Annotated in this window: 22 protein-coding genes; 15 read left to right on the top strand and 7 right to left on the bottom strand. The window is 71.7% G+C overall.

The window, feature by feature from the left end; translation table 11 throughout:
* Window positions 1-142: 142 nt before the first annotated feature.
* Window positions 143-2,098, bottom strand: a complete 1,956-nt coding sequence (locus tag ACZ3KP_RS39305; RefSeq protein ID WP_467505760.1) for an N-acetylmuramoyl-L-alanine amidase — start codon at window positions 2,096-2,098, stop codon at window positions 143-145.
* Between the two features lie 224 nt (window positions 2,099-2,322).
* Entirely contained in the window at window positions 2,323-3,831 is a 1,509-nt protein-coding gene (locus ACZ3KP_RS39300) for a M1 family metallopeptidase (RefSeq protein ID WP_467505758.1), read from the bottom strand.
* A gap of 141 nt (window positions 3,832-3,972) precedes the next feature.
* Here ACZ3KP_RS39300 and ACZ3KP_RS39295 point away from each other — a divergent pair, with 141 nt between their 5' ends.
* Window positions 3,973-5,571 (top strand): peptide-N4-asparagine amidase, encoded by a 1,599-nt coding sequence (locus ACZ3KP_RS39295; protein ID WP_467505756.1) that lies wholly within the window; start codon window positions 3,973-3,975, stop codon window positions 5,569-5,571.
* Window positions 5,572-5,739: 168 nt separating this feature from the next.
* Window positions 5,740-7,110, top strand: a complete 1,371-nt coding sequence (locus ACZ3KP_RS39290; RefSeq protein ID WP_467505755.1) for a cation:dicarboxylate symporter family transporter — start codon at window positions 5,740-5,742, stop codon at window positions 7,108-7,110.
* A gap of 68 nt (window positions 7,111-7,178) precedes the next feature.
* Here ACZ3KP_RS39290 and ACZ3KP_RS39285 read toward each other — a convergent pair whose 3' ends face one another.
* Window positions 7,179-7,631, bottom strand: a complete 453-nt coding sequence (locus ACZ3KP_RS39285) for a MarR family winged helix-turn-helix transcriptional regulator (protein ID WP_467505753.1) — start codon at window positions 7,629-7,631, stop codon at window positions 7,179-7,181.
* A 96-nt stretch (window positions 7,632-7,727) separates the two neighbouring features.
* Between ACZ3KP_RS39285 and ACZ3KP_RS39280 the strand changes: the two genes are divergently transcribed.
* Together ACZ3KP_RS39280 and mltG are read left to right on the top strand one after the other, a co-directional pair.
* Window positions 7,728-9,539 (top strand): ABC transporter ATP-binding protein, encoded by a 1,812-nt coding sequence (locus tag ACZ3KP_RS39280; protein ID WP_467505751.1) that lies wholly within the window; start codon window positions 7,728-7,730, stop codon window positions 9,537-9,539.
* A gap of 68 nt (window positions 9,540-9,607) precedes the next feature.
* Window positions 9,608-10,477, top strand: a complete 870-nt coding sequence (mltG, locus tag ACZ3KP_RS39275) for an endolytic transglycosylase MltG (RefSeq protein ID WP_467505749.1) — start codon at window positions 9,608-9,610, stop codon at window positions 10,475-10,477.
* 15 nt (window positions 10,478-10,492) lie between these two features.
* Here the strand turns inward: mltG and ACZ3KP_RS39270 are convergent, their stop codons facing one another.
* On the bottom strand, window positions 10,493-11,569 hold the full coding sequence (locus ACZ3KP_RS39270; protein WP_467505747.1) for an NAD(P)-binding domain-containing protein: 1,077 nt from the start codon (window positions 11,567-11,569) through the stop codon (window positions 10,493-10,495).
* Between the two features lie 92 nt (window positions 11,570-11,661).
* Here ACZ3KP_RS39270 and ACZ3KP_RS39265 point away from each other — a divergent pair, with 92 nt between their 5' ends.
* The 5 genes from ACZ3KP_RS39265 to ACZ3KP_RS39245 all read left to right on the top strand — a co-directional run bounded on the left by ACZ3KP_RS39265 (window position 11,662) and on the right by ACZ3KP_RS39245 (window position 14,958).
* Window positions 11,662-12,084, top strand: a complete 423-nt coding sequence (locus tag ACZ3KP_RS39265; protein WP_467505745.1) for a secondary thiamine-phosphate synthase enzyme YjbQ — start codon at window positions 11,662-11,664, stop codon at window positions 12,082-12,084.
* Between the two features lie 25 nt (window positions 12,085-12,109).
* Window positions 12,110-12,586, top strand: coding sequence for a recombinase family protein (locus ACZ3KP_RS39260; RefSeq protein WP_467505743.1), 477 nt, complete (start codon window positions 12,110-12,112; stop codon window positions 12,584-12,586).
* Window positions 12,587-12,903: 317 nt separating this feature from the next.
* On the top strand, window positions 12,904-13,029 hold the full coding sequence (locus tag ACZ3KP_RS39255) for a hypothetical protein (RefSeq protein ID WP_467505741.1): 126 nt from the start codon (window positions 12,904-12,906) through the stop codon (window positions 13,027-13,029).
* Between the two features lie 477 nt (window positions 13,030-13,506).
* Window positions 13,507-13,872, top strand: coding sequence for a transglycosylase family protein (locus tag ACZ3KP_RS39250; protein WP_467505739.1), 366 nt, complete (start codon window positions 13,507-13,509; stop codon window positions 13,870-13,872).
* 288 nt (window positions 13,873-14,160) lie between these two features.
* On the top strand, window positions 14,161-14,958 hold the full coding sequence (locus ACZ3KP_RS39245; RefSeq protein WP_467505737.1) for an SDR family NAD(P)-dependent oxidoreductase: 798 nt from the start codon (window positions 14,161-14,163) through the stop codon (window positions 14,956-14,958).
* On the opposite strand, the gene ACZ3KP_RS39240 is transcribed toward ACZ3KP_RS39245, so the two are convergent.
* The gene (locus ACZ3KP_RS39240) at window positions 14,894-16,405 is read right to left on the bottom strand and encodes a glycoside hydrolase family 3 protein (protein ID WP_467505735.1); all 1,512 of its coding nucleotides are present in this window, start codon (window positions 16,403-16,405) and stop codon (window positions 14,894-14,896) included. The two genes, ACZ3KP_RS39245 and ACZ3KP_RS39240, sit on opposite strands and share 65 nt — an antisense overlap.
* A 284-nt stretch (window positions 16,406-16,689) precedes the next feature.
* Between ACZ3KP_RS39240 and ACZ3KP_RS39235 the strand changes: the two genes are divergently transcribed.
* Genes ACZ3KP_RS39235 through ACZ3KP_RS39215 form a run of 5 tightly spaced genes read left to right on the top strand, consistent with a single transcriptional unit; the run spans window position 16,690 to window position 21,921 of the window.
* Window positions 16,690-17,763, top strand: a complete 1,074-nt coding sequence (locus ACZ3KP_RS39235; RefSeq protein WP_467505733.1) for a phytanoyl-CoA dioxygenase family protein — start codon at window positions 16,690-16,692, stop codon at window positions 17,761-17,763.
* Window positions 17,745-19,052, top strand: a complete 1,308-nt coding sequence (locus tag ACZ3KP_RS39230; RefSeq protein ID WP_467505731.1) for a DUF6271 family protein — start codon at window positions 17,745-17,747, stop codon at window positions 19,050-19,052. Before ACZ3KP_RS39235 ends, ACZ3KP_RS39230 begins: the two co-directional genes overlap by 19 nt.
* An 8-nt stretch (window positions 19,053-19,060) precedes the next feature.
* On the top strand, window positions 19,061-20,233 hold the full coding sequence (locus ACZ3KP_RS39225) for a type III PLP-dependent enzyme (protein ID WP_467505729.1): 1,173 nt from the start codon (window positions 19,061-19,063) through the stop codon (window positions 20,231-20,233).
* 59 nt (window positions 20,234-20,292) lie between these two features.
* Entirely contained in the window at window positions 20,293-20,745 is a 453-nt protein-coding gene (locus ACZ3KP_RS39220) for a GNAT family N-acetyltransferase (RefSeq protein ID WP_467505762.1), read from the top strand.
* An 18-nt stretch (window positions 20,746-20,763) separates the two neighbouring features.
* Window positions 20,764-21,921 carry an MFS transporter gene (locus ACZ3KP_RS39215; protein ID WP_467505727.1) on the top strand — a complete coding sequence of 386 codons (1,158 nt, stop codon included), beginning with the start codon at window positions 20,764-20,766 and terminating at the stop codon, window positions 21,919-21,921.
* Between the two features lie 9 nt (window positions 21,922-21,930).
* On the opposite strand, the gene ACZ3KP_RS39210 is transcribed toward ACZ3KP_RS39215, so the two are convergent.
* Together ACZ3KP_RS39210 and ACZ3KP_RS39205 are read right to left on the bottom strand one after the other, a co-directional pair.
* Entirely contained in the window at window positions 21,931-22,689 is a 759-nt protein-coding gene (locus ACZ3KP_RS39210; RefSeq protein WP_467505725.1) for a DUF2182 domain-containing protein, read from the bottom strand.
* Window positions 22,686-23,300 (bottom strand): DUF1326 domain-containing protein, encoded by a 615-nt coding sequence (locus ACZ3KP_RS39205; protein ID WP_467505723.1) that lies wholly within the window; start codon window positions 23,298-23,300, stop codon window positions 22,686-22,688. The genes ACZ3KP_RS39210 and ACZ3KP_RS39205 overlap by 4 nt, the downstream gene beginning before the upstream one ends.
* Before the next feature lie 242 nt (window positions 23,301-23,542).
* Here ACZ3KP_RS39205 and ACZ3KP_RS39200 point away from each other — a divergent pair, with 242 nt between their 5' ends.
* Window positions 23,543-23,674 carry a hypothetical protein gene (locus tag ACZ3KP_RS39200; protein WP_467505721.1) on the top strand — a complete coding sequence of 44 codons (132 nt, stop codon included), beginning with the start codon at window positions 23,543-23,545 and terminating at the stop codon, window positions 23,672-23,674.
* Window positions 23,675-23,677 lie beyond the last annotated feature (3 nt).

Genomic DNA, 23,677 nt, shown 5'->3' with positions numbered 1-23,677 from the left:
GGGTCACCCGGCGCTAGTTGGGCGGCGTGGTTGTGGACTAAATTAATTCTGTTTTTGGGGTCGGCGCCGCTCCGGCGGCCCGGGGGGGCCGCGCCGGGGGGGGGGGGGGGCCCCCCCCCCACGGCTGCACCTCGGTGCCGTCCTAGTGGGACGGCGTGCCGTGCGTGTCCAGCAGGTCCACGTCGTTCGCCCGGACGTAGGCGAGGCGGTGGCCCAGCTGGATCTCGTAGTACCTCTCGTGGCCCAGTACCACCGGTTGGGGTACGTCGGAGAAAGTCGACCTGTCGACGTAGGAACCGCCGACGCCGGACTGGGTCACGTACCGCTGGCCCGCCCGGATGGTGTAGGGCAGCGGCGCCTCTTCCTCCTCCTCGACCCCCTCCGGGTAGGCGTCCGCCTCCGGGAGGGCGCGCCCGAACGCCGGGATCTCCGCCAGCCCCTCCTTCGGGGTCACCATGCGGCCGCTCGCACCGACGGCCGTCGGGTGCGCCGTGGGGTTCTTGAACCACGCCTTGCGGCCCTGGTACCAGATCGCCGTCCACTCGCCGCTGCGGTCGGCGACGGCGAACGTCTGGCCGGTGGAGACGCGTGACCCGAGATCGCTGACGTCCTCCGTGGAGTCCTCGCCGTCCGGCCTGCGGCCGGGGTCCTGGATCAGCGGGGCGCTCTCGTCCGGCCGGGTGTACAGCCGCACGGCGCTGGAGCCGTGCGGCTGACACCGCTTGCCGTCGCCCTCGCACCCCGTGTAACGGGGCTTGTGGGTGGCGTAGTCCGGCAGGATCATCACCATCGGGCTGTCCGGTCCGGCCGTCGCCTTCAGCGGGGCGCCGAGCAGGTCGAAGTAGTGCCGCCAGTCCCAGAAGGGGCCGGGGTCCTCGTGCATCTCCGGGATGGAGTCGGCGGTCGGCGCCGGCACGTTGTCATGGCCGAAGATGTGCTGCCGGTCCATGGGGATGCCGTACTTCTTCGCCAGGAAGCGGACCAGGCGCGCCGAGGAACGGTACATCTGCTCCGTGTACCAGGTCCCGGGATGGGTGAGGAACCCCTCGTGCTCGACGCCGATGGAGCGGGCGTTCACGAACTTGCTGCCGGAGTGCCAGGCCTCGTCCTTCGTCCTGACGTGCTGGGTGATGTGGCCGTCGCTGGAGCGGACGGAGTAGTGCCAGGAGGCCTCGGTCGGATCCTGCACGGTCCTGAACATGTTCGGCAGCGTCGACTCGGTGTCGTGGATGACGATGTACTCGATCCGCTGGTCCCGAGGCCGGTCGGCGAGGTCGTGGTTGCCGTAGTCGCCGTCGTCGTCGATCTCCTCGTAGGGCGCGGCGAGCCAGTCGCAGGACAGCTCGGGCGGGCACTCGACGTTCTTCGGCCGCGGTGCCGCCGGCGGGCCGGCATGCGGTCTGACGCCGGGGGAGGCGGGCAGGGTGACCTCCTGCCCCTCGGCGGTGGTCCGGTGTGCGCCCCGGCGGATCAGGCCGAAGACGTCGTTCGCGTAGGTGGCCGCCGAGGTCACGTCCCGGGTACCGGGGAAACGTTCCACCGCCTGCCACCAGTCCTCGGGGCGGGTACTGAGCGGTTTGCCGAGATGCCGTTGTGCGGCGGCCAGCAGCGCCGCGCCGCCGCGCACGTTGGCGACGGCGTCCGTCCGCAGCTGTCCGGCCGGGACCCGGATCAGCCGTGCGGCGCGTTCCAGGCTCGCGGGCTGCACGGCGTGGCCGACGGCGGTGAACGCCGTCCCCGTGAGCGGGTCGTCGGACCGGCCGCCCGGCGCCTGCGCGCCCGGCGCCGGAGTGGGGGCGCCGCCGTGGTCGGCGGCCGTCAGGTGCATCGGCCCGTAGCCGCCTGCGACGCTCGGGGTGCCCGGGTGGGCGTCCCAGCGTGACTGCATGTACGAGACGCTCATGAGCACGCTGCGCGGCACGTGGAACTCGCGTGCCGCGTCCGTGAAGGCGTTCTGCAGGCGCTGGTCCTCGGTGTCGTCGGCGCCGGAGGCCGGAAGGATCAGCAGGGGTGGCAGCAGCGCGGCCGCGATCAGGCAGGCCGTCAGACGGCAGGTCCGCAGGGCGCCGGGCACACGTGGAGCGACAGTTCTTCTCATACCAGAGGGTCTCCAACCGCTTGCTGAGGGTCTCCAACCACGCTCGCCGCAACCAGGGCAGAGGAGTCGCCGTCATGTCACCCCTCGTACGTTTCCGTGCCCGGCGCGGCACGGCGCGCCGAACGTCGACCGGGTGGACCAGCGCTCCGTCAGAGGCCACCCGGTCGGCGGGCACCGCTCCGGCATCCGGACGCGGGTCGGGGGCGGCACCCGGGGGCGTCCTGTCAGTCCTCGACCGGGTCCACGTGCCAGTCGGGGTGACCGGGCATCGCGGGAGTGACCGGGCCGTACAGCCAAGGGGTCAGAAAGGGCGTCAGGTCCTCGCCCGCGACCTCGGAGGCGAGCGTGACGAAGTCCCGGGTGCCGGCGGCGCGGCCCCGGTACCTGGTCACCCAGGCGCGCTCGATCCGGTCGAACGCCTCGTCACCGACCTTCTCCCGCAGGGCGTACAGCACCAGGGCCGAGCCGTCGTACCGCATCACCTTGAAGAGCGTCGGCTCCGTGGGTTCGGCGGGCGCGCCGTCGTCGTGACGCCACTGGTCGTGCTGCTCGTACGCGGCCCGCATGGCGTCCGCCATGCCGACCCCGCCGTGCTCGGCGGAGTACAGCCGTTCGTAGTACCGGGCATGACCCTCACTCAGCCACAGGTCCGACCAGCGCCGGATGGCGACGCTGTCACCCGTCCAATGGTGGGTCAGTTCGTGGACGAGGTTGCGTTCGGCGTCGACCGGGTCGCCCAGCAGGTCGTCCTTCGGTACGACGGACAGCGACTGCGTCTCCAGGGCCACCGGCAGGTCGGTGTCGCCGACGAGCAGGCCGTAGCGGTGGAACGGGTACGGGCCGAGTCGCCGTTCCAGCCAGGCGAGGTGGTCCGGGGTGCGCGCGCGGGCGGCCCCGGTGTCCGCGACCAGGCCGTCCGGCACCACGTCCCGCAGGGGCAGCCCGTGCGGGCCCCTGCCGTCGGCGAACGTGAACTTCCCGATGGCCACCTGGACCAGCTGGGCGGCGATCGGTTCCTCGGAGTCGTACGTCCACCGCACCCGTCCGCCCGGCTGCCCGGTGCGGTCGACGAGCCGGCCGTTGGCCACCGCTCGCAGACCCGGCGGGGTGGTGATGCGGAAGGTGACCGGGGCGCGCAGGCTGGGGTGGTCGTTCACCGGGAAGACCAGCTTGGCGCCGTCGGGCTGAGCGTAGATCAGGGTGCCGTCGCGGGTGGGCACCCAGCCGTACTCCCGGATCGCGTCGCTGCGCTGCCGCCGTCCGGTGGGGTCGGCGGTGTAGGTGACGTGGACGGTGAAGGCGCCGCCGTGCGGGATCGGGTGCGCGGGTGTGACGACGAGTTCGTCCCCGTCGCGTACGGCGGTGGCCGGTGCGCCGTCGACGGTGACCCGGTGCAGGGTGTTGCCGGCGAAGTCCAGGTCGAAGCGGGACAGGTCCTGGGTGGCGGTGGCGGCGATGGTGGTGCCGGCCGGGAAGGGCGTCCGGGGTGCCCGCCAGTCGAGGTCGAGCGTGTAACGCCGGACGGTGTAACCGCCGTTGCCGTCCAGCGGCATGAGGGGGTCGCCGATGCCGGGGGCGCCCGGGGCGGGGGCGAGGCCGGAGGGGCCGGGAGCGGGGGAGCGGTGACGCTCGCGCGGGAGGTCGGCGAGAACGGTGTCGCAGGTGAGGGCGACGGCCCCGCCGAGGGCGAGGGCCAGGGCCGCGCGGCGGACACGAGCGGTCGTGATCTGCATGGCAGCACTGTGGCACCAGAGTCAGGTCATAGCACTATATGTCTGCATCGGATGCGTCCCGGGCGCGGTGCGCGGTGGCGGTGTGATCGTCGGCCGGTCCGCCCATTGCGGTCGGCCCGCGACTCCCCGTAGAACACCGGCATGAAAAGACGGATCGTCATGTCCATGCTTGCCGGAGCGACCCTCCTGGCGAGCGCGCTGCTCGGCACGGGTGCCTCCGCCGCCCGCGCGGCCGACGTGCCCGCCGAGTTCGGCACCGACTGGCACGACCCGGTCACCGCCGCTCCGCCGGTCTCCGTGCCCGAGCACGCCAGGTCCTGCCGGGTCACGCTGGCGGAGGCGCAGTTCCGCGACTTCACGCCGTATCGGGGCACGTACACGCCCCCGCGGGGGTGCGGCGACCACTGGAGCAAGGTGGTGCTGCGGCTGGACGGCAAGGTGAAGGGTCGTCAGTACGACCGGCTCGGCTATCTGCACGTCGGCGGCGTCGAGGTGCTGCGCACCTCCACCCCCGAGCCCTCCCCGGACGGCATCGAGTGGCACGTGGAGAAGGACGTCACCCGCTACAGCGACACCTTCCGCGGCGCCCGGGACGTCGAGATGCTCATCGGCAACGTCGTCGACGACACCTACACCGGCGTCATCGACGTCAAGGTCACCCTCACCTTCTACGCGGGACGCCCGGAGGCCGCACCGCCCGACAAGGTGCTCACCCTCGCCGACGGCGGCACCACCCTCACCACCCCGCGCAACAGCGAACGCATCGTCGCCGAGGTGTACGCCACCGGGTCCGGCGGCGGCTGCGAGGAGTTCTGGTACCTGACGGTGGCCGATCCGGCGTCGTACTCCTGCAAGGCGGACAAGGGGCCCTACCGGGAGGTGCGGATCGAGGTCGACGGACGGCCGGCCGGCATCGCCGCGCCGTTCCCGAACGTGTGGACCGGCGGCTGGTCCAACCCCTACCTCTGGTACGTCGTCCCGGCCCCCGGGGCCTTCGACGTCAAGCCGATCGAATACGACCTGACCCCGTTCGCCGGACTCCTGAACGACGGCCGCCCGCACCGGGTGGGGGTCTCGGTGGCCGGCGTGCCCGAGGGCCAGGCCGGTTGGAGCACCCCGGTGAACGTGCTGGTCTGGCAGGACCCCCACCGCGCCCGGGTGACCGGCGCGCTCACCGGGACCACCGCCTCCGAGCCCGTCAACTCCTCGGTCTACACGCCGGGTACGGGGGAGAACCGGGTCGACACCGACGCCGGGCACCGGCTCACCGTCTCCGGATACGTCGACACCTCGCACGGCCGGGTCACCACCACCGTCAGCCGGACGCTCGCCAACACCTCCGTGCACCGCTGGAACGACGGTGAGACGACCGACGCCCTCGACGCCACCTGGACGGACGACCAGAGCGTCACCGTGCGGGCGGGCGGCGGCCCGCGGACGACGCGCACCCGGCTGACGTACACCATGAACGGCGCCGTCACCGTCGGCACGGACCACCGGCTGCGCACCGAACTCGCCCTCGGCGACCGGGCGGCGGTCCTTGGGCCCGAAGGCGGCTGGTCGTGGTCGGACGACTCCTACCGCGGTGACGCCTCCTACCTCCTGGACGTGCCCCGCGACCAGCGGCACGCCGTCGGGAAGTCAGGCGAGCGCTACCGGCGGTACGGGCCGGACGGGTGCTACGACCGTTCGCTGGCCACCGCACAGGGGGTGCTGACGGAGGATCACAGCGGCTGCTGAACCGAGCGGTGTGCGATGCGTCACTCGGTACGGGATTTACCTTGCTGACACACCGCGGTTTCGGACGGGAGCAAGAAGGCCTTCAGAGTGATCGGCACGGAAGTCGCTTTCCGTATCGCAGAAGTCCCGCTCGGCTTCCGCGAGTCGACACCCCCACAAGGAGTGCCCGTGCCGCAGTCCGTACCGTCCCTGCCGCGACGCGTCGCACGCATGCTGCGTACCTCTCTCTTCGCGCAGGTCGCCTGCGCGCTCGTGCTCGGAATCGTCGTCGGGAGACTGTGGCCCGGCTTCGCCGCGGACCTCCAGCCGCTCGGCGACGGTTTCACCCGGCTCATCAAGACGATCATCTCCCCGCTGGTGTTCTGCGTGGTCGTCGTCGGCATCGCCAAGGCCGGTGATCTGAAGGCCTTCGGTCGGATCGGGCTCAAGGCGCTGATCTGGTTCGAGGTGGCGAGCACGCTCGCGCTGGTCATCGGACTCGTCGCCGCCAATGTCGTCCGGCCCGGCTCCGGCATGCACGTCGATCCGGCCACGCTGAGCGCCAAGGCGGTCGACGCGAAGACGGGCGGCGGGTCGCTGCCCTCCACGACGGAGTTCGTCCTGAACGCCCTGCCGACCAGTTTCATGGGCGCCTTCGCCGAGAACTCCCTGCTCCAGGTGCTCGTGCTGGCCTGTCTGGTGGGCGCGGCCCTGCTGCACCTCGGGCACACCAGGGTGCCGCAGGTGCTGCCGGCCGTCGAGCAGGCCCAGGAGGTCATCTTCGCGATCGTCGGCTTCGTGATGCGCCTCGCCCCGATCGCCGTCTTCGGTGCGATGGCCGTCCTGATCGGCCAGTACGGGCTCGGAGTGATCGAGACCTACGCCAAGCTGATCGTCCTGTGCTACGCTGCCGCCGCGCTCTTCGTCGCCCTGCTCGCCGTCGCCCTCAAAGCGCTGACCGGGCTCAGCCTCTGGCGGTTCGTCCGCTACATCCGTGCCGAGCTGCTGCTCGCGCTCGGCACCGCCTCCACGGAGTCCGTGCTGCCGCGCGTGATGCAGAAGCTGCGCCGGGCGGGCGCGCGGGACGACGCGGTCGGCCTGGTGCTGCCCACCGGCTACTCCTTCAACCTGGACGGCGCCTCGCTCTACCTGTCCATCGGCACCCTGTTCATCGCCCAGGCCGTCGGCGTCGACCTGAGCGCGGGACAGCAGATCACCGTCGTCCTGGTGCTGATGCTCACCAGCAAGGGCATGGCCGGCATTCCCGGCTCGGCCTTCCTCGCGCTGTCCGCGACCGCCTCCTCGCTCGGCGCGATCCCGGCCGGCGCCGTAGCCCTGCTGCTCGGCGTCGACCGCATCATGGACTCGATGCGTGTCGTCACCAACCTGCTCGGCAACTGCGTCGCCGTCTTCGCCGTCTCCCGCTGGGAGGGCGCGCTGGACGTCGAGCGGGCGAAGAAGGTGCTGGGCGGTGGCGCGGAGCCGGTCAGGGAGCCGGACGGGGATCGGGAGCGGGAGCCGGAGCAGGCGCCGGCCAAGGAGCCGGTGCTCGACAGCTGACCGACGGCCCTGCGCCCCAGGCGGCTCCCTCCCGGACCTTCCGGGGAGGGAGCCGCCTGGGGCGCGCCTCAGCAGTGCTTCGCCGCCACCGGATTGTCGACCAGCGTGTCCAGCAGCCCGCCCAGCGCCTCCCGCTGCTCCGGCGACAGCGGTGCCAGGATCTCCGCCGCGGCCGCTTTCCGGGCCGCGTGCAGCTCGCTCAGGGTCGCGTGCCCCGCGTCCGTGATCTCGATCCGGGTCACCCGGCGGTTCGTCGGATCCGGCACCCGGCGCACCTGTCCGCTCGCCTCCAGGCCGTCGACCAGCGTCGTCACCGCGCGCGGCACCACTTCGAGGCGCTCGGCGAGATCGGCCATGCGCGGGGGCGCGTCGTAGTGCGCGAGGGTGCGCAGCAGTCGGGACTGGGCCGGCGTGACACCCAGATCGCGCGCCTGGAGGTGGCGCTTCTGGATGCGCCACACGCGGCGCGTGAGGCGCAGCAGCTGTTCGGCGAGCGGGCCGTCTGGATCGGGGATGCTCATACGGGAACAATATCAGGACCATGTTCATTGTGAGCATAGGTAACAGTGAGCTATCCTCCGTGAGTCCGTACTCACCGCACCCCATCCGTAGGAGCCATGCCCCGAGACGAGATCAACTGGACCCCCGACGGCGCTCCGGCCGGGCAACCCCGCCAGGTGCGCCGCATCCTCGCCCTCTTCCGCCCCTACCGCGGGCGCCTCGCCGTCGTCGGCCTGCTGGTCGGCGCCGCCTCCCTGGTGTCCGTCGCCACCCCCTTCCTGCTGAAGGCGGTCCTCGACACCGCGATCCCGCAGGGCCGCACCGGACTGCTCAGCCTGCTCGCGCTGGGCATGATCCTCAGTGCCGTCCTCACCAGCGTCTTCGGCGTCCTCCAGACGCTGATATCCACCACCGTCGGCCAGCGCGTCATGCACGACCTGCGCACCGCCGTGTACGGCCGGCTGCAGCGCATGTCGCTCGCCTTCTTCACCCGCACCCGCACCGGTGAGGTGCAGTCCCGCATCGCCAACGACATCGGCGGCATGCAGGCCACCGTCACCTCCACCGCCACGTCCCTGGTCTCGAACCTGACCGGCGTGGTGGCCACGGTCGTCGCGATGATCGCCCTCGACTGGCGGCTCACCGTCGTCTCCATGGTGCTGCTCCCGGTCTTCGTGTGGATCAGCCGCCGGGTCGGCAACGAACGCAAGAAGATCACCACCCAGCGCCAGAAGCAGATGGCCGCGATGGCCGCCACGGTCACCGAGTCGCTCTCCGTCAGCGGCATCCTGCTCGGCCGCACCATGGGCCGTGCCGACTCGCTCACCGCCTCCTTCGCCGACGAGTCCGAGCAGCTCGTCGACCTGGAGGTGCGGTCGAACATGGCAGGCCGCTGGCGGATGGCCGTGATCACGATCGTGATGGCGGCGATGCCTGCCGTCATCTACTGGGCGGCGGGGATGGCGCTGCGGACGGGCGGCTCGCAGATCTCGCTCGGTACCATCGTCGCCTTCGTCTCCCTCCAGCAGGGCCTGTTCCGCCCGGCCGTGAGCCTGCTGGCGACCGGAGTGCAGATCCAGACCTCCCTCGCGCTCTTCCAGCGCATCTTCGAATACCTCGACCTGCCGATCGACATCACCGAGCAGGCCGAGCCCGTCCACCTCGACCGGGTGCAGGGCGAGGTCCGCTTCGAGAAGGTCGAGTTCCGCTACGACGACAAGGGCGGCCCCGTCCTCGACGGCATCGACGTCACCGTCCCGGCCGGCGGCAGCCTGGCCGTCGTCGGACCGACGGGCGCCGGCAAGTCCACGCTCGGCTACCTGGTGCCCCGGCTCTACGACGTCACCGGCGGGCGGGTCACCCTCGACGGTGTCGACGTCCGTGACCTCGACTTCGACACCCTCGCCCGTGCGGTCGGCGTCGTCTCCCAGGAGACGTACCTCTTCCACGCCTCGGTCGCCGACAACCTGCGCTTCGCCAAGCCGGACGCCACCGACGAGGAACTGCACGCGGCGGCCCGCGCGGCGCAGATACACGAGCACATCGCCGCCCTGCCCGACGGCTACGACACGATCGTGGGCGAGCGCGGTCACCGCTTCTCCGGCGGTGAGAAGCAGCGGCTGGCCATCGCGCGCACCATCCTGCGCGACCCGCCGGTCCTGATCCTCGACGAGGCGACCAGCGCTCTGGACACCCGCACCGAACACGCGGTCCAGGACGCCATCGACGCCCTGTCGGCCAACCGCACGACGATCACCATCGCCCACCGGCTGTCCACGGTCCGGGGTGCCGACCAGATCGTGGTCCTCGACTCCGGGCGGGTGGCCGAACGCGGCACGCACGAGGAACTGCTGGAACTCGACGGGCGGTACGCGGCCCTGGTGCGCCGGGACGCCCGACTGGAGACGGCGGGGCAGTCGGCGGCGTGAGGACGGGGCTCCGCCGACAAGCTGAAGATATGCCGGGTTTGGTGGTTTCTGCGGGCTAATGTGCCCGCATGCAGATGAACTCTCCGGCACGCAAGCCGCGCCGACGGAACGCGATCCGGCTGACGCCCCGGGGCAGGCTCACCCTCGTCGCGGCCGGTCTCGTCGCGGCCGGCGCGGCCGTGGTGGTGCCCCTGCTGACCCCGCACGGCGCAGCGGACAGGCCCACGACCCTGGTCGTCCCGGAGGGCTGGCGCGCCTCCCAGGTGTACGACGCCGTCGACAAGGCCCTCGCCCTCCCCGCAGGCACCACCAGGCAGTCCGTCGGCAGCGCGGGCCTGAATCTGCCCGGCGAGGCGGAGGGCAACCCGGAGGGCTACCTCTTCCCGGCCAGTTACCCGGTGGCGCGGGGCGCGACCCCGCAGTCCGTGCTGCGGTCCATGGTCGACACCGCCCACCAGCGGTTCGACAAAGCGCCCCTCGCGGCGGGCGCCCAGCGCGACGCGATGAACGTCTACCAGGCGGTGACCGTCGCCAGCATCGTGCAGGCCGAGGCCGCGAACAAGGCCGACATGGGGAAGGTGGCACGGGTCGTCTTCAACCGGCTGCAGCGCGGTATGCCGCTCCAGATGGACGCCACCCTCAACTACGGCCTCGACCGCAGGACCCTCGACACCACCGTGGCGGACACCCGCAGCGACAGCCCGTACAACTCCTACCAGCGCATGGGCCTGCCGCCCACACCGATCGACAACCCGGGCGAGGACGCGATGCGGGCCGCCCTCAACCCCACACCCGGCGACTGGCTGTACTTCGTCACGGTCAAGCCGGGCGACACGAGGTTCACCGCCGACTACGCGGAACACCAGCGCAACGTCGCCGAGTTCAACGCCCTGCGCGGCCGGGCGCAGCAGCCCTCCGCCTCTGGCCGGCCGCACTGAGCCGCCGCGGGCGCGTCAGGCCGCGACCGGTTCCCCGGCCAGCAGCCGCCTGATGTCCCGGACGGCCTCGCGGCCCGCGCGGTTGGCACCGATGGTGCTGGCCGACGGGCCGTAACCGACGAGATGGACACGCGGGTCGGCGACCGCCCGGGTCCCCTCGACCCGGATCCCGCCGCCGGCCTCGCGCAGCCGCAGCGGCGCCAGGTGGTCGAGGGCGGCCCGGAAACCGGTGGCCCACAGGATGACGTCGGCGTCCACGTGCCGGCCGTCGTTCCAGTCGACCCCGTCCGGGGTGACGCGGTCGAACATCGGCTGCCGGTCGAGGACGCCGTCCCGCAGGCCCTGCCGGATCGCGTCGTTGAGGGGCAGCCCGGTGACCGAGACCACGCTCCGCGGCGGCAGTCCCTGCCGTACCCGCTCCTCCACCAGCGCCACCGCGGCCCGGCCCGCGCCCTCGTCGAAGGGCCCCTCGCGGAACACCGGCGGACGCCGGGTGACCCAGGTGGTGGCCGCCGCGTACGGCGCGAGCTCCAGCAGGTGCTGGGTGCCGGACGCGCCGCCGCCGACGACCACCACGCGCTGGCCGGCGAACTCCTCGGGTCCGGCGTACTGGGCGGTGTGCAACTGGCGCCCGCGGAAGGTCTCCTGGCCCGGATAGCGGGGCCAGAACGGCCGTTCCCAGGTGCCGGTGGCGTTGATCAGCGCCCGCGTGGACCAGTTCCCGGAGCCGGTCTCCACGAGCAGTCGGCCGTCCTCGCCCGCGCGCACCGCACGGACGTCGACGGGCCGTCGTACCCGCAGGTCGAAGGTGCGCTCGTAGTCGGCGAAGTACGCACCGACGACCTCCGCGGACGGCCGCGCGGGATCGGCTCCGGTCAGCTCCTTGCCCGGCAGCGCATGCATCCCGTGCACCTTGCCGTACGTCAGCGACGGCCACCGGAACTGCCAGGCGCCGCCTGGAGCGGGGGAGCGGTCCAGGACCACGAAGTCACGGTCCGGCGCGAAGCCGGTGCGCCGCAGATGATAGGCGCTGGACAGACCGGCCTGACCGGCGCCGATGACGACCACCTCGACCTCGCTCACGCTGTTCACGCTCGTGCCAACCAAGGAGTGGGCGCGGATCTTCCCGTACGGCCGCACCGCCACTCGGCCGGGCGGGCCGGTGGATGGGTCAGGATGGAGGCATGTCGGATGCCTTCACCACACGAGTACTCAACGTCGCCACCGGTTCGCGGGAGCGGGTCGTCGACCTGACCGCCGACTGCGAGGCCTTCCTCCGCGAGACGGCGGACGGCCGCGACGGACTGCTGAACATCTTCGTGCCGCACGCCACGGCCGGCATCGCGGTCCTCGAGACCGGCGCCGGCAGCGACGACGACCTGCTGGCGGCGCTGCACACCCTGCTCCCCGCGGACGACCGCTGGCAGCACCGGCACGGCAGCCCGGGCCACGGCCGCGACCACGTCCTCCCGGCGATCGTGCCCCCGCACGCCACCCTCCCGGTGATCGACGGCCGTCTGGAACTGGGCACCTGGCAGTCGGTGTGCCTGGTCGACACCAACATCTCCAATGTCAACCGTAAGGTTCGACTGAGTTTCCTGGGCTGAGTAAGATCATCTTGGGTGTGGCCGCTTGACCATGATCGAACGCTCCTACGGCGGATGCGGAAAGTGCCTGCTCGGAGTGCGGCGCCTGCCGCGGATGAAGCTCGCCACGTCGTCTCCGGAGCGGCAACGCGAGGATGTGCTGACCGCCGCCGCGTCTGTCGGGGGCCACATCGTCGGCTGGGCCGACGACTGGGAGGTGTCGGGCGCCACCGACCCGATGACCCGGCCGAAACCGGGCCCTTGGCTTCGTGATGAGAAGGGCCCGTACGACGGGTTGGTGGCCTGCACACCGGTTACAAGATGCGCGACGAAGGGAAGCTGCTCGTCACCGGAAGTGCGGGGCATCCAGCGACGGAACCGCAACGCTACGGAGAAGATGCGGGCAGCGGGACGCCCGAAGGGGAAGCCCTCCCACGGTTTCCCGTACGTGCGGACCGTGATGGGCGGCAAGATCGATCACTCATCCTGCATCCGCATGCCTCGACTGTCATTCGTACGGTGACCCGTCGCATCCTGGCTGATCCCGATGGGATCGACCGACGTACGAGGCTCTGAAGAAGGCCCTGGTTCCCCGGCAGGCGCCCTGAATCGGCCGCCGTAGCAACCGAAATGACGTGCTCACGGAGTTGGCGCAGTGCGGCCAGTGCCACAACCGGCTGTACACGCAGACCTCCCGCGATCAGCCGCCGCGATACGTCTGCACCTGCCCGGAACAAGGGGTGGCCGAGCGCGCAGGACTGCCGGCCTGCACCGCTGATACGGGCGCGGCTACTGGATGCGTATGTCGGGGAGTGGTTCCTGCAGAGGTTCGGCGACGGAATGATCTTCGAGACCGTCTACGACGAGGGGAACGGTGTGGCGGAACGTATGGCCGAACTCCGGGCCGGCCGGGAGCGCCCACGCGCTGACCGCGAGGCTGGTCTCTACGACGCGCCGGCCGAGTGACAAAGCCGTCTCTGCGGGCTGGTGGAAACGGGGGCCGCTCACCGGCGAGGACCTGAGTGCTCTCGGAGCGTCGCTGCGCCGAGTGGCGGGCGCCGCAGCGGGCCGCCTGGCAACGGTGCGAAACACCGTCTCCGGCGGCACCCGGTACGGCCCGATCGTCCAGGCCGGTACCGTCACCGGCCTGGCCTTCCCGCCGGATCCGTCCCCTCGCCGGGAACGGAGCTGAAGACCGGCCCGGGTGTCGTGTCAGCGTCGGGCGCGCGATCGCAGGAACCCGGACCGCATGAGGCACCGACCGCCTCGCCGCGTCGGCGCAGCCCATCTCACGACGCAACCGCACCGCAACGCTCCGGTGTGGTTTGGTCGTCGCACGAAACGCGACCAGGTGCCGGTCCGAGGCAGGTCTGGTGCGCCATCAGGGTGTCGGCCGCAGTGCGCCTACACTACTAAAAGTACATAGTATGTAACCGTGTGTGCATGTGGCATCAAGATCCTATCGGCGTGACCGCGCCTCGTCGTCGCACCTCACCGCTTGGACTGCGCACGGCGCTGCTCACCTCGGCTGTCGTCGCGGCTCTCGCCGGCGGACCGACGGCGACCGCCCTGCCCGCCGACCGCACTGCCGACTGGGACACCATCGCCGCGTGCGAGTCCGGGAGCAACTGGAAGGCGAACACCGGCAACGGATACTTCGGCGGGCTGCAGTTCAAGCAGTCGAGCTGGGTGGCGGCCGGCGGTCTGAAGTACGCGAGCCGGGCCGACCGGGCCACGCGCAGGGAGCAGATCGCCGTGGCCAGACGCTTGGCGGCCATCCAGGGGATGTCGGCCTGGGGCTGCGCCTGAGCGGTCACGGGCACCGCGCCCCGGAGCGGGGCGGCAGCTCGGGCCGTCACCCCGGTCGGCCGCTCGGCGCACACGGCGCACGGCGGCCCCCGCCGGGGTGAGTCCGGCGGCTCAGTGGCCCGGCGACGGCACGGCGTAGGTGACCGGTGTCCCGTCGTCCAGTTTGGTGCGGATGAACTGCTCGTTCGATGACGGAACCGGAGTCATCCTGACCTATGGCAGCAACCCGCAAGGAGGGCACGTCGGCCACCGTGTCGCGGAAGGCCGCCAGGGTGGCGGTCTCGCCTGTTGCGCGACACCTGGCAGCGCGACACCTTCGACTACCTGGTCAACAACGCCGGTTTCGCGGCGACGTCGTTGATCGAGGACACGACCGAGGAGGTGTTCGACAGCCTCATGCGGGTCCTGCTCAAGGGACCCTACTTCCTGACGCAGAGGCTGCTGCCCTTGATGGCGGACGGCGGGGCCATCGTCAACACGAGCAGCAACGCGGCGGCGACGGCCCGCCTGGAGCCCGGCTATGCGGCATACGCGTCGATGAAGGGCGGCCTGGTCGTGCTGACGCGATACATGGCCAAGGAATTCAGCACGCGGGGCATCCGTGTCAACGCGGTCTCGCCGGGATCGACCCGCACCCGGATCGCCGATGATGCCTTCACCCGGATCCCTGAGGTTGTTCCGGCCCTCGCCGCGAGAACCGCACTTGGCCGGGTCGGTGAACCCGACGACATCGGCGGCATGATCGCTTCACCGGTCTCCGACGGGAGCCGCTGGGTTACCGCTCAGAACATCGAGGTATCGGGCGGCTACAACCTCTGGCCAAAAGAGGAGCACCCACAAACGTGCTGCTGGGCGTGCGGCTGTCGGTGCCCGGCGGTGCGCCGTCGATCTGCTTCGGAGACGGAGCAGAGGGGTGACGACACCGACGCCATGGGCTGGGCCTCCATCGACAACGGCGGCCGGGGTGGCGAGTGTCGCGGCCGGCCGGCTCGGGGGCAAGGATGGTGCACTCAGGTCTGTACTAAAGGGCACCCGCAAGTACCTCGGCGGCGGCGATCCCGGAGGCGGCCGTGGCGCCGTGGGTGAAGATCTGGGCGGCCGAGGGGACCACGGTGCCCGGCAGGCCCATCTCCACCACGATCGCGTCCGGCCGGGCGGCGACCAGTTCCATGAGGGCCCGTGCCATCCAGGCGTGCCGGGCGGCGTCGCGGACCACGACGACCAGCGGCCGTCCCGACGCGGGTGCCAGCGCCCGCGCCTCCAGCGCGGTGGCGCCGGTGCGCAGGTCCTCGTGGCACACCCGGGCGGACGTGGTCCCGGGCAGTCGTTCGCCCAGCGGGGCGGCCACGCCCCACGGGGTCTCCGCACCGATGGCCAGGTTGGTGCTGGGTGCCAGTTCCACCACGTGCGGCGCGGTGACCAGGGGCAGGACGTGGCGCACGGCCCCGGTCAGGCGGATGGCGCGGCGGGCCGCGGCGAAGCCGATGCCACCGGCGTCCCAGGCGGTGGCGCCGGCCGGGCTGAGCGCCGCCGACCAGGCCGCGAACTCCCGGACCCGCGCGCTCGCCTCCGCGAGCCGCTCGGCCGGGAGCTCACCCGAGCGGACGGCGTCCACCAGGGCGTCCACGAGCTGGACCGCGGTGGCCTCCTGGGCGTTCTCGCCGCCGACGCAGACGGCGTCGGCACCCGCGGCGACGGCCCTGACCGCGGCCCCGCCGATGCCGTAGGGGCCTGCCACGGCACCCATCTCGATGGCGTCGGTGACGACCACTCCCTCGAACCCGAGTTCCTGACGCAGCAGTTCGTCCAGGATGCGCCGGCTCAGGGTGGCGGGCAGTTCGGGGTCGTAGGCGGGGACCAGCAGGTGGCCGCTCATCACCGCGCGGACGCCCGCGTCGAGTGCGGCGCGAAACGGTGGCAGGGCCTGCTCGGCGATCCGCGCGCGGTCGGCGTCGTACACGGGCAGGCCGTGGTGGGAGTCGACGGCCACGTCGCCGTGGCCGGGGAAGTGCTTCGCGCAGGCGGCGACACCGGCCGACTGGAGTCCCCGGATCCAGGCCCCGGTGTGCCGCGCCACCACCGTGGCGTCGACACCGAAGGACCTCACCCCGATGATCGGGTTGTCGGGGTTGGAGTTCACGTCGGCACTCGGTGCGTAGTCGAGGCTCACACCGGCCGCGCGCAGTTGCCGTCCCAGGTCGGCGGCGACCGCCTCGGTCAGCTCGGTGTCGTCGACGGTTCCGAGTGCGAAGTTGCCCGGCCGGGTGGAGCCGGTGGCCGACTCGATCCGGGTGACGTCGCCGGCCTCCTCGTCGATGGCGATGATCAACTCAGGATTCTCCGCGCGGAGTCGACCGGTGAGTCGGGCGACCTGCCGGGGCGTGACGATGTTGCGGGAGAAGAGCACGACCGAGGCGAGCCCGTCGCCGATCTCGCGCAGCACCCAGTCCGGGGCCTCGGTGCCCACGAAGCCAGGCTGGAGGACGGAGCGTGCCAGCCGGCGCAACTCCTGGCTGTGCGTGCTGGAGACCATCGCGCATGCCCCTTCTGTTGGTACAGACCAATGGGTTCCCGCTCAGGCTAGCCGCACGTGTCAAGTGGGCCGGGATCGAGCCGCGTTGGCGAAAAGGCGTCCTCAACTGGGGTGTTTGACAGGGCCAGTTGGTCTAGTCCAAGTTGGTTGCACGCGAGTTCGAAGAGGGGCTGGTGTGGCCCGTGGTGCAGTGACCCTGCCGGAACGGTGTCCGCCCCTCGCGCCGCGCAGTCGGCGATCCGCTTGGGGTCGCCGGTCCCCGAGAACGAGGTGTGGAGCACCGTATGCCCACGACTGACCGTTATCTCCATCGAGCCCCCTCGGACACCCCCTACTTCAGCTCGGACGGCGAGACCTACCTCGCCCCGACACCCCTGCGGGACCTGAAGAAGACCCGTCCCCTGCGCGTCCTGTCCGAAGAGGACTTCGCCTTCTGGCAGACCTATGGCTACGTGGTGGTCAAGCAGGCCGTCCCCGCCCCGGCGGCCCGTCGACTGCTGGACTTCGCCTGGGAGTTCCAGGGACTCGACCCCGAGCGACCCGAGACCTGGTACCAGGAGCGTGAATACCGCTCCGACCTCGACCGGGAACTGCACATCTACGGCTTCGTCGAGGCCTACCACCACCAGCTCATCTGGGACAACCGCCAGACCCGGCGGGTCTACGACGCGTTCGTCGACGTCTGGGACTGCGAAGAACTGTGGGTGACCCTCGACCGGCTCAACCTCAACCCGCCCAACATCAAGAACCGTGACCGCGCCCTGATCCCGCGCACGGACGAGGGCTTCGACATCGAACTCCACTGGGACGTCGACACCACGCTCGGCGTATTGCCGCAGCGGGTCCAGGGGATCATCGCCCTGACCGACACCACACCGGAACTCGGCGGCTTCCAGTGCTGCCCGGAGCTGTTCAAGCGGTTCGACCAGTGGAAGGTGTTCCAGCCGGCCGACCGCGACCCGATCCGGCCCAGGATCGACCGCGCCGAGTTCCCCGTGGTGCGCCCGGAACTGGCCGCCGGCGACCTGCTGATCTTCAACGGCCTGCTGGCGCACGGGGTGGCACCGAACACCGCCGACCGACAGGTACGCGCGGTCCAGTACCTGTCGATGATGCCGGCGCTGGAGACCCACGAGACGCTCCGGCGCTCCCGCGTCGAGTCGTGGCGCACGCTCGCCACGCCCGACTGGAACGGGACGCTGCTGGGTGACGCCACCCGGCACGAGTCCCTGCGGTACGGGCGCGCCTCGCTGAATGAACTCGGCGCCAGGCTGCTGGGCCTCACGTCCTGGACCGGGGCGGACCCCGACGCGACGACGCCGCCGGCCGGAGAAGAGACATGCGCCGCATCTGCCTGACCCTGCCGACCAACAGGCCCTGCGCGGCCACGATCACCGCCGTCGCCGGTGAAGCGGCCTACGCCGTCCGGCACTTCGACATCGAGGTGCACCTGCTGATCCTGGACTCCTGCACGGGACCGGCCCACGCCCAGCACGCCGAGGCCGTGCGCCGGACACCGCCGGATCCGCGGATCGTCGTACACCACCTCGACGAGGCACGGCAGCGGGACTTCCTGCGGCGCGCGATCGACCGCTCCGGCGCCATGAAACCCGACCTCCTGCTGGACCTGATGCTCCCGGCAGGCCTCTCCTACGGCGCCTGCACCAACCGCGCCTTCCTCCTGGCCGCCGCGCTCGGCTGTGAGTCCGTCCACCGCAGGGACTCCGACAGCCGGTACCAGGTGGTGGACGGCGAGACCGTGTACCCCGTCCACCACGAACTGCTGACACTCGGCAGCCGCGCTGCCGACGCCGCCCGCCACGTCACCGAAACCGCCCTGGCCGCCGACCACATGGACCGGCGGGTCGCGATGGTCGGAAGCTCCTTCGTCGGCGAACTGTCCGTGGACATCGGCGAGATACTCCGCACCGACCCCGCCGTCTACCACGACATGGTCGGCCTGTGGGCGCCCCCGCACTGGTCCGACGAACAGAAGCGACAACTCGTCGACGAGTCCTTCCGGGGCGCCGGCACGGACGCCTTCACCACGGACCACGCCATCCTCACCCTGGTCGACCCCATGCGCGTGGACATGTGCAACATCGCCTTCCACGGCGTGCACGAACGGGTGCCCCTGCCGCCCGCCACCGACACGATCGGCAGCGACTACTTCCTGATCCACCTGGTCCACGACGCCGCGCTGCCGGGCGTCCTGCACAACCGGAACATCGTCAACTTCTACACCGGCGAACGCCGCACCGGCCCCGGGTTCACCGCGTACCAGCTGCGCTTCGTCAAGTTCCTGCTCTCGATGCTGTACTTCCACCACGTCTACGACCACATGGCGCGGTCCGGCGCGTCGCTGCTCGACGATGCGGGGCAGGTGCGCGCGTCCGCGGTGGCCCGGCTCGCCAGGCGGAGCGCGGGGCTCGACCGGAGCGAGAACGTCCGACGGCTCGACGTCCTCGACGCCTCCTACCGGGCACTGGGCGGCCGCTACGCCGAGTTCGCCGATCTCCTGGCGCAGCGCCGCGAACGCCTCCTCGACGAGGCGCGCGGTGACATCGAGGACTTCGCCCTGCTGACGGAGGCGTGGGAGCCGCTGGTACGGGCAGCCGCGCTCACGCCCGTACCACGGCGGCGGTGAGGGCGACGATGACGTCCGCACCGCTGCTCGCCGCACTGGCGGGCGCCACCGAGGACCGGATCTTCTTCGACCTGGCCGGCATCGAGAGCCGCTACGACACGCTCCGGGCCGAACTGCCGGGCGTCGCAGTCCGGTTCGCCATGAAGGCCTGCCCGGTGGACGAGGTGCTCACCCGCCTCGCCCAGAAGGGCGCCGGGGTCGACGGGGCCAGCCCCCGCGAACTGCGCCAGGCGCTGCGCGCCGGGATACCGGCCGAAAGGACGCACTACGGCAACACCGTCAAGTCCGACCGGGACATCGCCGAAGCCCACCGCCTCGGCGTCCGGGACTTCGTGACCGACAGTGTCGAGGACCTGGCGGCCATCGCGGCCCACGCCCCCGGCGCCCGCGTGTTCTGCAGGCTGGCGACGAGCGGGGAGGGGGCCCTGTGGGGACTGAGCCACAAGTTCGGCTGCTCGCCCGCGGACGCGGTGCGGATCCTTGAGGCCGCCCGCGGGATGGGCCTGACCCCGTCCGGACTGTCCGTGCACGTCGGCTCCCAGCAGATGACGGCGGACGCCTGGCACCACGCCTTCGAGTGTCTCGCGGACGTCCTGACCGCCCTGGCCCGGCGCGGGATCGTCCTGGACCACGTCAACCTCGGCGGCGGTCTGCCGGCCATGGGATACCTCGACCGGTTCGGCCGGCCCCTGGACCCGCCGCTGGACAAGATCTTCGCCGTCGTCCGCGAGGGAATGCGGCACCTCAGGAAGGTCCACGGCGAACACCTCGCGTTCGTGATGGAGCCGGGGCGCCACCTCGTCGCCGACCACGGGGCCGTCCGGGCCCACGTGGCCCGCCTGGCGAAGCGGCGCCGCCCGGACGGCGAGCGCCAGTACTGGCTCTACCTGAGCTGCGGCAAGTTCAACGGCCTCTACGAGATGGACGCGCTGCAGTACCCGCTCCTCTTCCCGACCCACCACGGCGGCGCACACGTCCCCGCCGTGGTGGCGGGCCCCACCTGCGATAGCGACGACGCCTACCCCCAGGGACACGCCCTCGTCCACGTCCCCCGGGAACTGGCGTCCGGCGACCCCGTCTGGGTGCTCTCCAGCGGCGCCTACGCGATCAGCTACACGACCCAGGGCTTCAACGGCTTCGTCCCCCTCCCGTACACCTGCGTCGGCGGAGGGCGCGCGTGAGCGGCGACGGCGTACGCATCCGCCCCATCGCCGACGCCGACTGGGACGTCATCGCCGCGATGGAGGCCCGGGCCTACACGCGACTCGGCCTCACGGAGGGGCGCGCGGCCCTGCGGTCCAGGGCGGAGGCGTCACCGGACACCTGTTTCGTCCTGGACGTCGGCGCGCGGCCGGCCGGATACCTGCTGGCCCTGCCGTACCCGCCCTTCGCCTACCCGCCCCTCGAACGGACCGAAGAGCCCGCGGCCCCCGCGCACCGGCACCGCACCAACCTGCACCTGCACGACATCGTCGTCGCGGAGCGGCTGCGCGGCAGGGGACTGGGACAACGGCTCCTCGACCACCTGCTGCTGACCGCCCGCGCCCGCGGGTTCGAGCGGATCTCGCTGATCGCCGTGGGCCGCAGCGAGCGGTTCTGGTCGGCACGCGGCTTCACCGCCCACCCGGGGATCGCTCCGGGCGGATACGGCGCGGACGCCGTGTACATGTCCCGCGTACATGCACCGAGTTGACGAAACGAGTTGAATCGCGTGTTCCCTGTCCAGGATCCCTTCCGGCGCAGCCGGTCCGCCATCGCCGCACTGTTCTGCTCCCTCGGCTTCCAGTACGCCACCTGGGCCTCGCGGATCCCCGCGGTCAAGGCGGACCTCAAGCTGACCGCGGCCGAGGTGGGGGTGCTGCTGATGGCCGCCGGCATCGGCGCCGTGGCGTCCTTCCCCCTGGTGCCGGTGCTCATGCGGCGGCTGGGCTCGGCCCGGCTGTCCCTGCTGTCGGCCCTCTGCCTGACCCTGCTGCTCCTGGGCCTCGCCCTCGCGCCGGACTACCCGGCCGCCCTGCTGGTCATGGTGGCCGACGGGGTGTGCGTGGGATGCCTGAACGTGGCCATGAACGCGCAGGGAACGGCCCTGGAGACCCGCTACGGACGCAACGCCATGGCGAGGCTGCACGCGACCTTCAGCGCCGGCTCCCTGCTCGCCGCGCTGCTCGCCTCCGGCATGAACGCGACCACCTCCTCCGTCACGGCGCACTTCGCGGTGGCGGCCGTGGTGCTCGTCCTGCTCGCCGCCCTGGCGCGGCCCGGTCTGCTCCCGGACGGGACACCCGCACCCGAGAAGCCGCGCGGGAGCCGGGCCGGACGGAGCCTGCCGTCCCGCATGACGCTCTGGATGTGCTGCGCCATGGCCTTCGGCACGGTGACCGAGGGCGCCATGAACGACTGGTCAGCCCTCTACCTGAGGGAAGTCGCCAAGGCGTCGGCGGAACTGGCGCCGATGGGCATCGCCGTGTTCTCCGGAATGATGGTGCTGGCCCGCCTCTTCGCGGACGGCTGGCGCAGCCGCTGGGGCGACGGCCGCGTGGTGCTGCTGGGCAGCGCACTGGCCGCCGCCGGGCTCGCCTTCGCCCTGGTGACCGGGGGAGCGGCGGCCGCCCTCGTCGGGTTCGCCTGCGTGGGACTGGGGTGTGCGGCCGTGACCCCGTGCGTCTACGTGGCCGCGGCGAAACAGGGTGCGGAGGCGCTGTCCCTGGTCGCCGCCATGGGCACGACGGGACTGCTGGCCGGGCCACCGCTCATCGGCTTCGTGGCGAGTTCGAGCAGCCTGGTGTGGGGCCTCGGGGTCGTCGCGACGGCCGCCGTCCTCGTCTCCCTGTGCAGTACGCGGATCCAGTGGACGCCGGCGAGCGGCTGAGGGGGCGTCCTACATTCCGGCCGTACCGCCCCCGGTGAGGCCCGGAGCCAGTGCCGGAACCCAGAACACGGCGCCGGAGAGGGCGAGCGAGGCGACGCCCACGGCACGGGCCACCAAAGGACCGGCCGGAGCCAGCTTCTCAGCGGTGATCACGGCGGTGAGCACCGCCATGGCCCACAGGTTCATCGCGCCGAACGCCGCCAGCAGCACCATCAACGACCAGCAGCAGCCCAGGCAGAACGCCCCGTGATGGAGTCCGGCCCGCAGATCGCGCGAGCGCCCCGGGTACGAGGCGTAGCGCAGCATCGCCCCGACCGGCGAGCGGCACTTCGCCAGGCAGCGGTCCTTCAGCGGCGTGAGCTGGTAGACACCGTTGACCGCGAACACGGCCGCGGCCACCGCCGTCCCCGCCACGGCGGGAAGCGCGGCCGCCCGGCCCAGGCCGGCGGCCAGCCCGTAGGCCGGCAGTCCTGCCGTGGCCCAGACCAGCAGGTACGCGATCGTGAAGACGGCCATCCGCGGTGCCCGGTGCCCGACGACGGTGCGTGCGTACAGCGCGGCGACGGGAGCCGTGGCGGGCAGCATCATCGCGGCCGTCATCAGCGTCCACACGGCCAGGAAGGCGGGCAGGCCCAGACCCATGGTCCCGGGCATCGCCGGCATGCCGCCCCAGCGGGTCACCATCCAGAGCCAGGCGGCCGCCGCGGCGACCAGCAGCAGTGCGGCGGGGCTCGCCCGCGGGCGGACGGCGGCCGGCCGGCCGGTCACGCGGACCACGTGAAGGGCGCCGAGTGTCCGTTCCCGCCGGAGAAGTCCCAGGAGCGGCCGAACACGCCGTCGCCGGTCGCCCGGGTGGACCGGGCGACCGTCAGCGTGCTGCTCACCGGATGGAAGACACCGGTCAGACCCATGACCGGCCCGTCCTCGCCGAACTGCGGGGCGACCTGGTCCTCGATCTCGATGTCGATGGCGTCACCCACCCGCGCGGCGTGGCGGCGGCCGTCGTCGCGGTAGTCGATGGGCACCCGCTGCACGCCGAGGACCTCGCCGATCAGCGGGGTGAGCGCCGCCATCGGGCCGCCGGCCCGGCCGGAGAAGACCTTGCCCAGCGCCTCCGCCTGAGCCTCGTCGGCCGCGGCGTCGAGGTACAGCGCCACCTGCCAGCCGCCCTCGGCCATCACCCGCGGCGCGTCGATGAAGACGGCCACACTGCGGTCGGCGACGTCCACTCCGTCCACGTTCCCACGGTCCACGTGGAACGCGAAGGTCACCTGGCAGCGCTCGTGGTCGGCCGGCGCGGTGAGGCCCGAGGTGGTGCAGGGGCACACCGTGTCACAGTTGCAGCTCTCCAGGTACGTGCCGTTCAGGTTCCAGGGCATGGCTCTCCGCCTCCCTCTTCCACGTCCCCCTCGGCAAAGGGAATGCATCGGGAGGCCCCCGTCCGTCCCGGTGCCGCTCCTCCAGGCTATTCCCGGCGACCCCCGTCACGCAGATCCGCCCGCCCGTGCCGTTGTCAGTGGTGGTCGGTACCGTTTTTCCCAGGCGCTTCGAGGTCGGTTTCCGTCCGTACGGTCGTGCGGTCGTGCGGTCCTGCGGAACGCGGCGGACGGGCGGCGACCTGGTGAGCTTCCACACCGACGGCGACGGCGCCTGGCCGGTCCGGCTGGGCCGGGCCGTCTCCGGCGCGCTCGTCTCCGTCGTGGTGGTCACCGACCGGCTGTCGGACTTCCGGCCGGTGCGGTCCAAGACCTGACCG

The sequence above is a fragment of the Streptomyces sp. NPDC020958 genome, from assembly GCF_055562175.1.
Note: the sequence above shows the minus strand (reverse complement) of the source record. Positions and strands in the feature narration are given on the sequence as shown.

Bases quoted from the DNA above. Each gene is read 5' to 3' on its own strand.
- ACZ3KP_RS39295 (WP_467505756.1), top strand. From the start codon at position 3,973: ATGAAAAGACGGATCGTCATGTCCATGCTTGCCGGAGCGACCCTCCTG.
- ACZ3KP_RS39220 (WP_467505762.1), top strand. From the start codon at position 20,293: ATGGAGGCCCGGGCCTACACGCGACTCGGCCTCACGGAGGGGCGCGCG.
- ACZ3KP_RS39205 (WP_467505723.1), bottom strand. From the start codon at position 23,300: ATGCCCTGGAACCTGAACGGCACGTACCTGGAGAGCTGCAACTGTGAC.
- ACZ3KP_RS39285 (WP_467505753.1), bottom strand. From the start codon at position 7,631: ATGAGCATCCCCGATCCAGACGGCCCGCTCGCCGAACAGCTGCTGCGC.
- ACZ3KP_RS39240 (WP_467505735.1), bottom strand. From the start codon at position 16,405: ATGGTCTCCAGCACGCACAGCCAGGAGTTGCGCCGGCTGGCACGCTCC.
- ACZ3KP_RS39250 (WP_467505739.1), top strand. From the start codon at position 13,507: ATGTGGCATCAAGATCCTATCGGCGTGACCGCGCCTCGTCGTCGCACC.
- mltG (WP_467505749.1), top strand. From the start codon at position 9,608: ATGCAGATGAACTCTCCGGCACGCAAGCCGCGCCGACGGAACGCGATC.
- ACZ3KP_RS39235 (WP_467505733.1), top strand. From the start codon at position 16,690: ATGCCCACGACTGACCGTTATCTCCATCGAGCCCCCTCGGACACCCCC.
- ACZ3KP_RS39225 (WP_467505729.1), top strand. From the start codon at position 19,061: ATGACGTCCGCACCGCTGCTCGCCGCACTGGCGGGCGCCACCGAGGAC.
- ACZ3KP_RS39265 (WP_467505745.1), top strand. From the start codon at position 11,662: ATGTCGGATGCCTTCACCACACGAGTACTCAACGTCGCCACCGGTTCG.
- ACZ3KP_RS39230 (WP_467505731.1), top strand. From the start codon at position 17,745: ATGCGCCGCATCTGCCTGACCCTGCCGACCAACAGGCCCTGCGCGGCC.
- ACZ3KP_RS39300 (WP_467505758.1), bottom strand. From the start codon at position 3,831: ATGCAGATCACGACCGCTCGTGTCCGCCGCGCGGCCCTGGCCCTCGCC.
- ACZ3KP_RS39280 (WP_467505751.1), top strand. From the start codon at position 7,728: ATGCCCCGAGACGAGATCAACTGGACCCCCGACGGCGCTCCGGCCGGG.
- ACZ3KP_RS39305 (WP_467505760.1), bottom strand. From the start codon at position 2,098: ATGAGAAGAACTGTCGCTCCACGTGTGCCCGGCGCCCTGCGGACCTGC.
- ACZ3KP_RS39255 (WP_467505741.1), top strand. From the start codon at position 12,904: ATGATCTTCGAGACCGTCTACGACGAGGGGAACGGTGTGGCGGAACGT.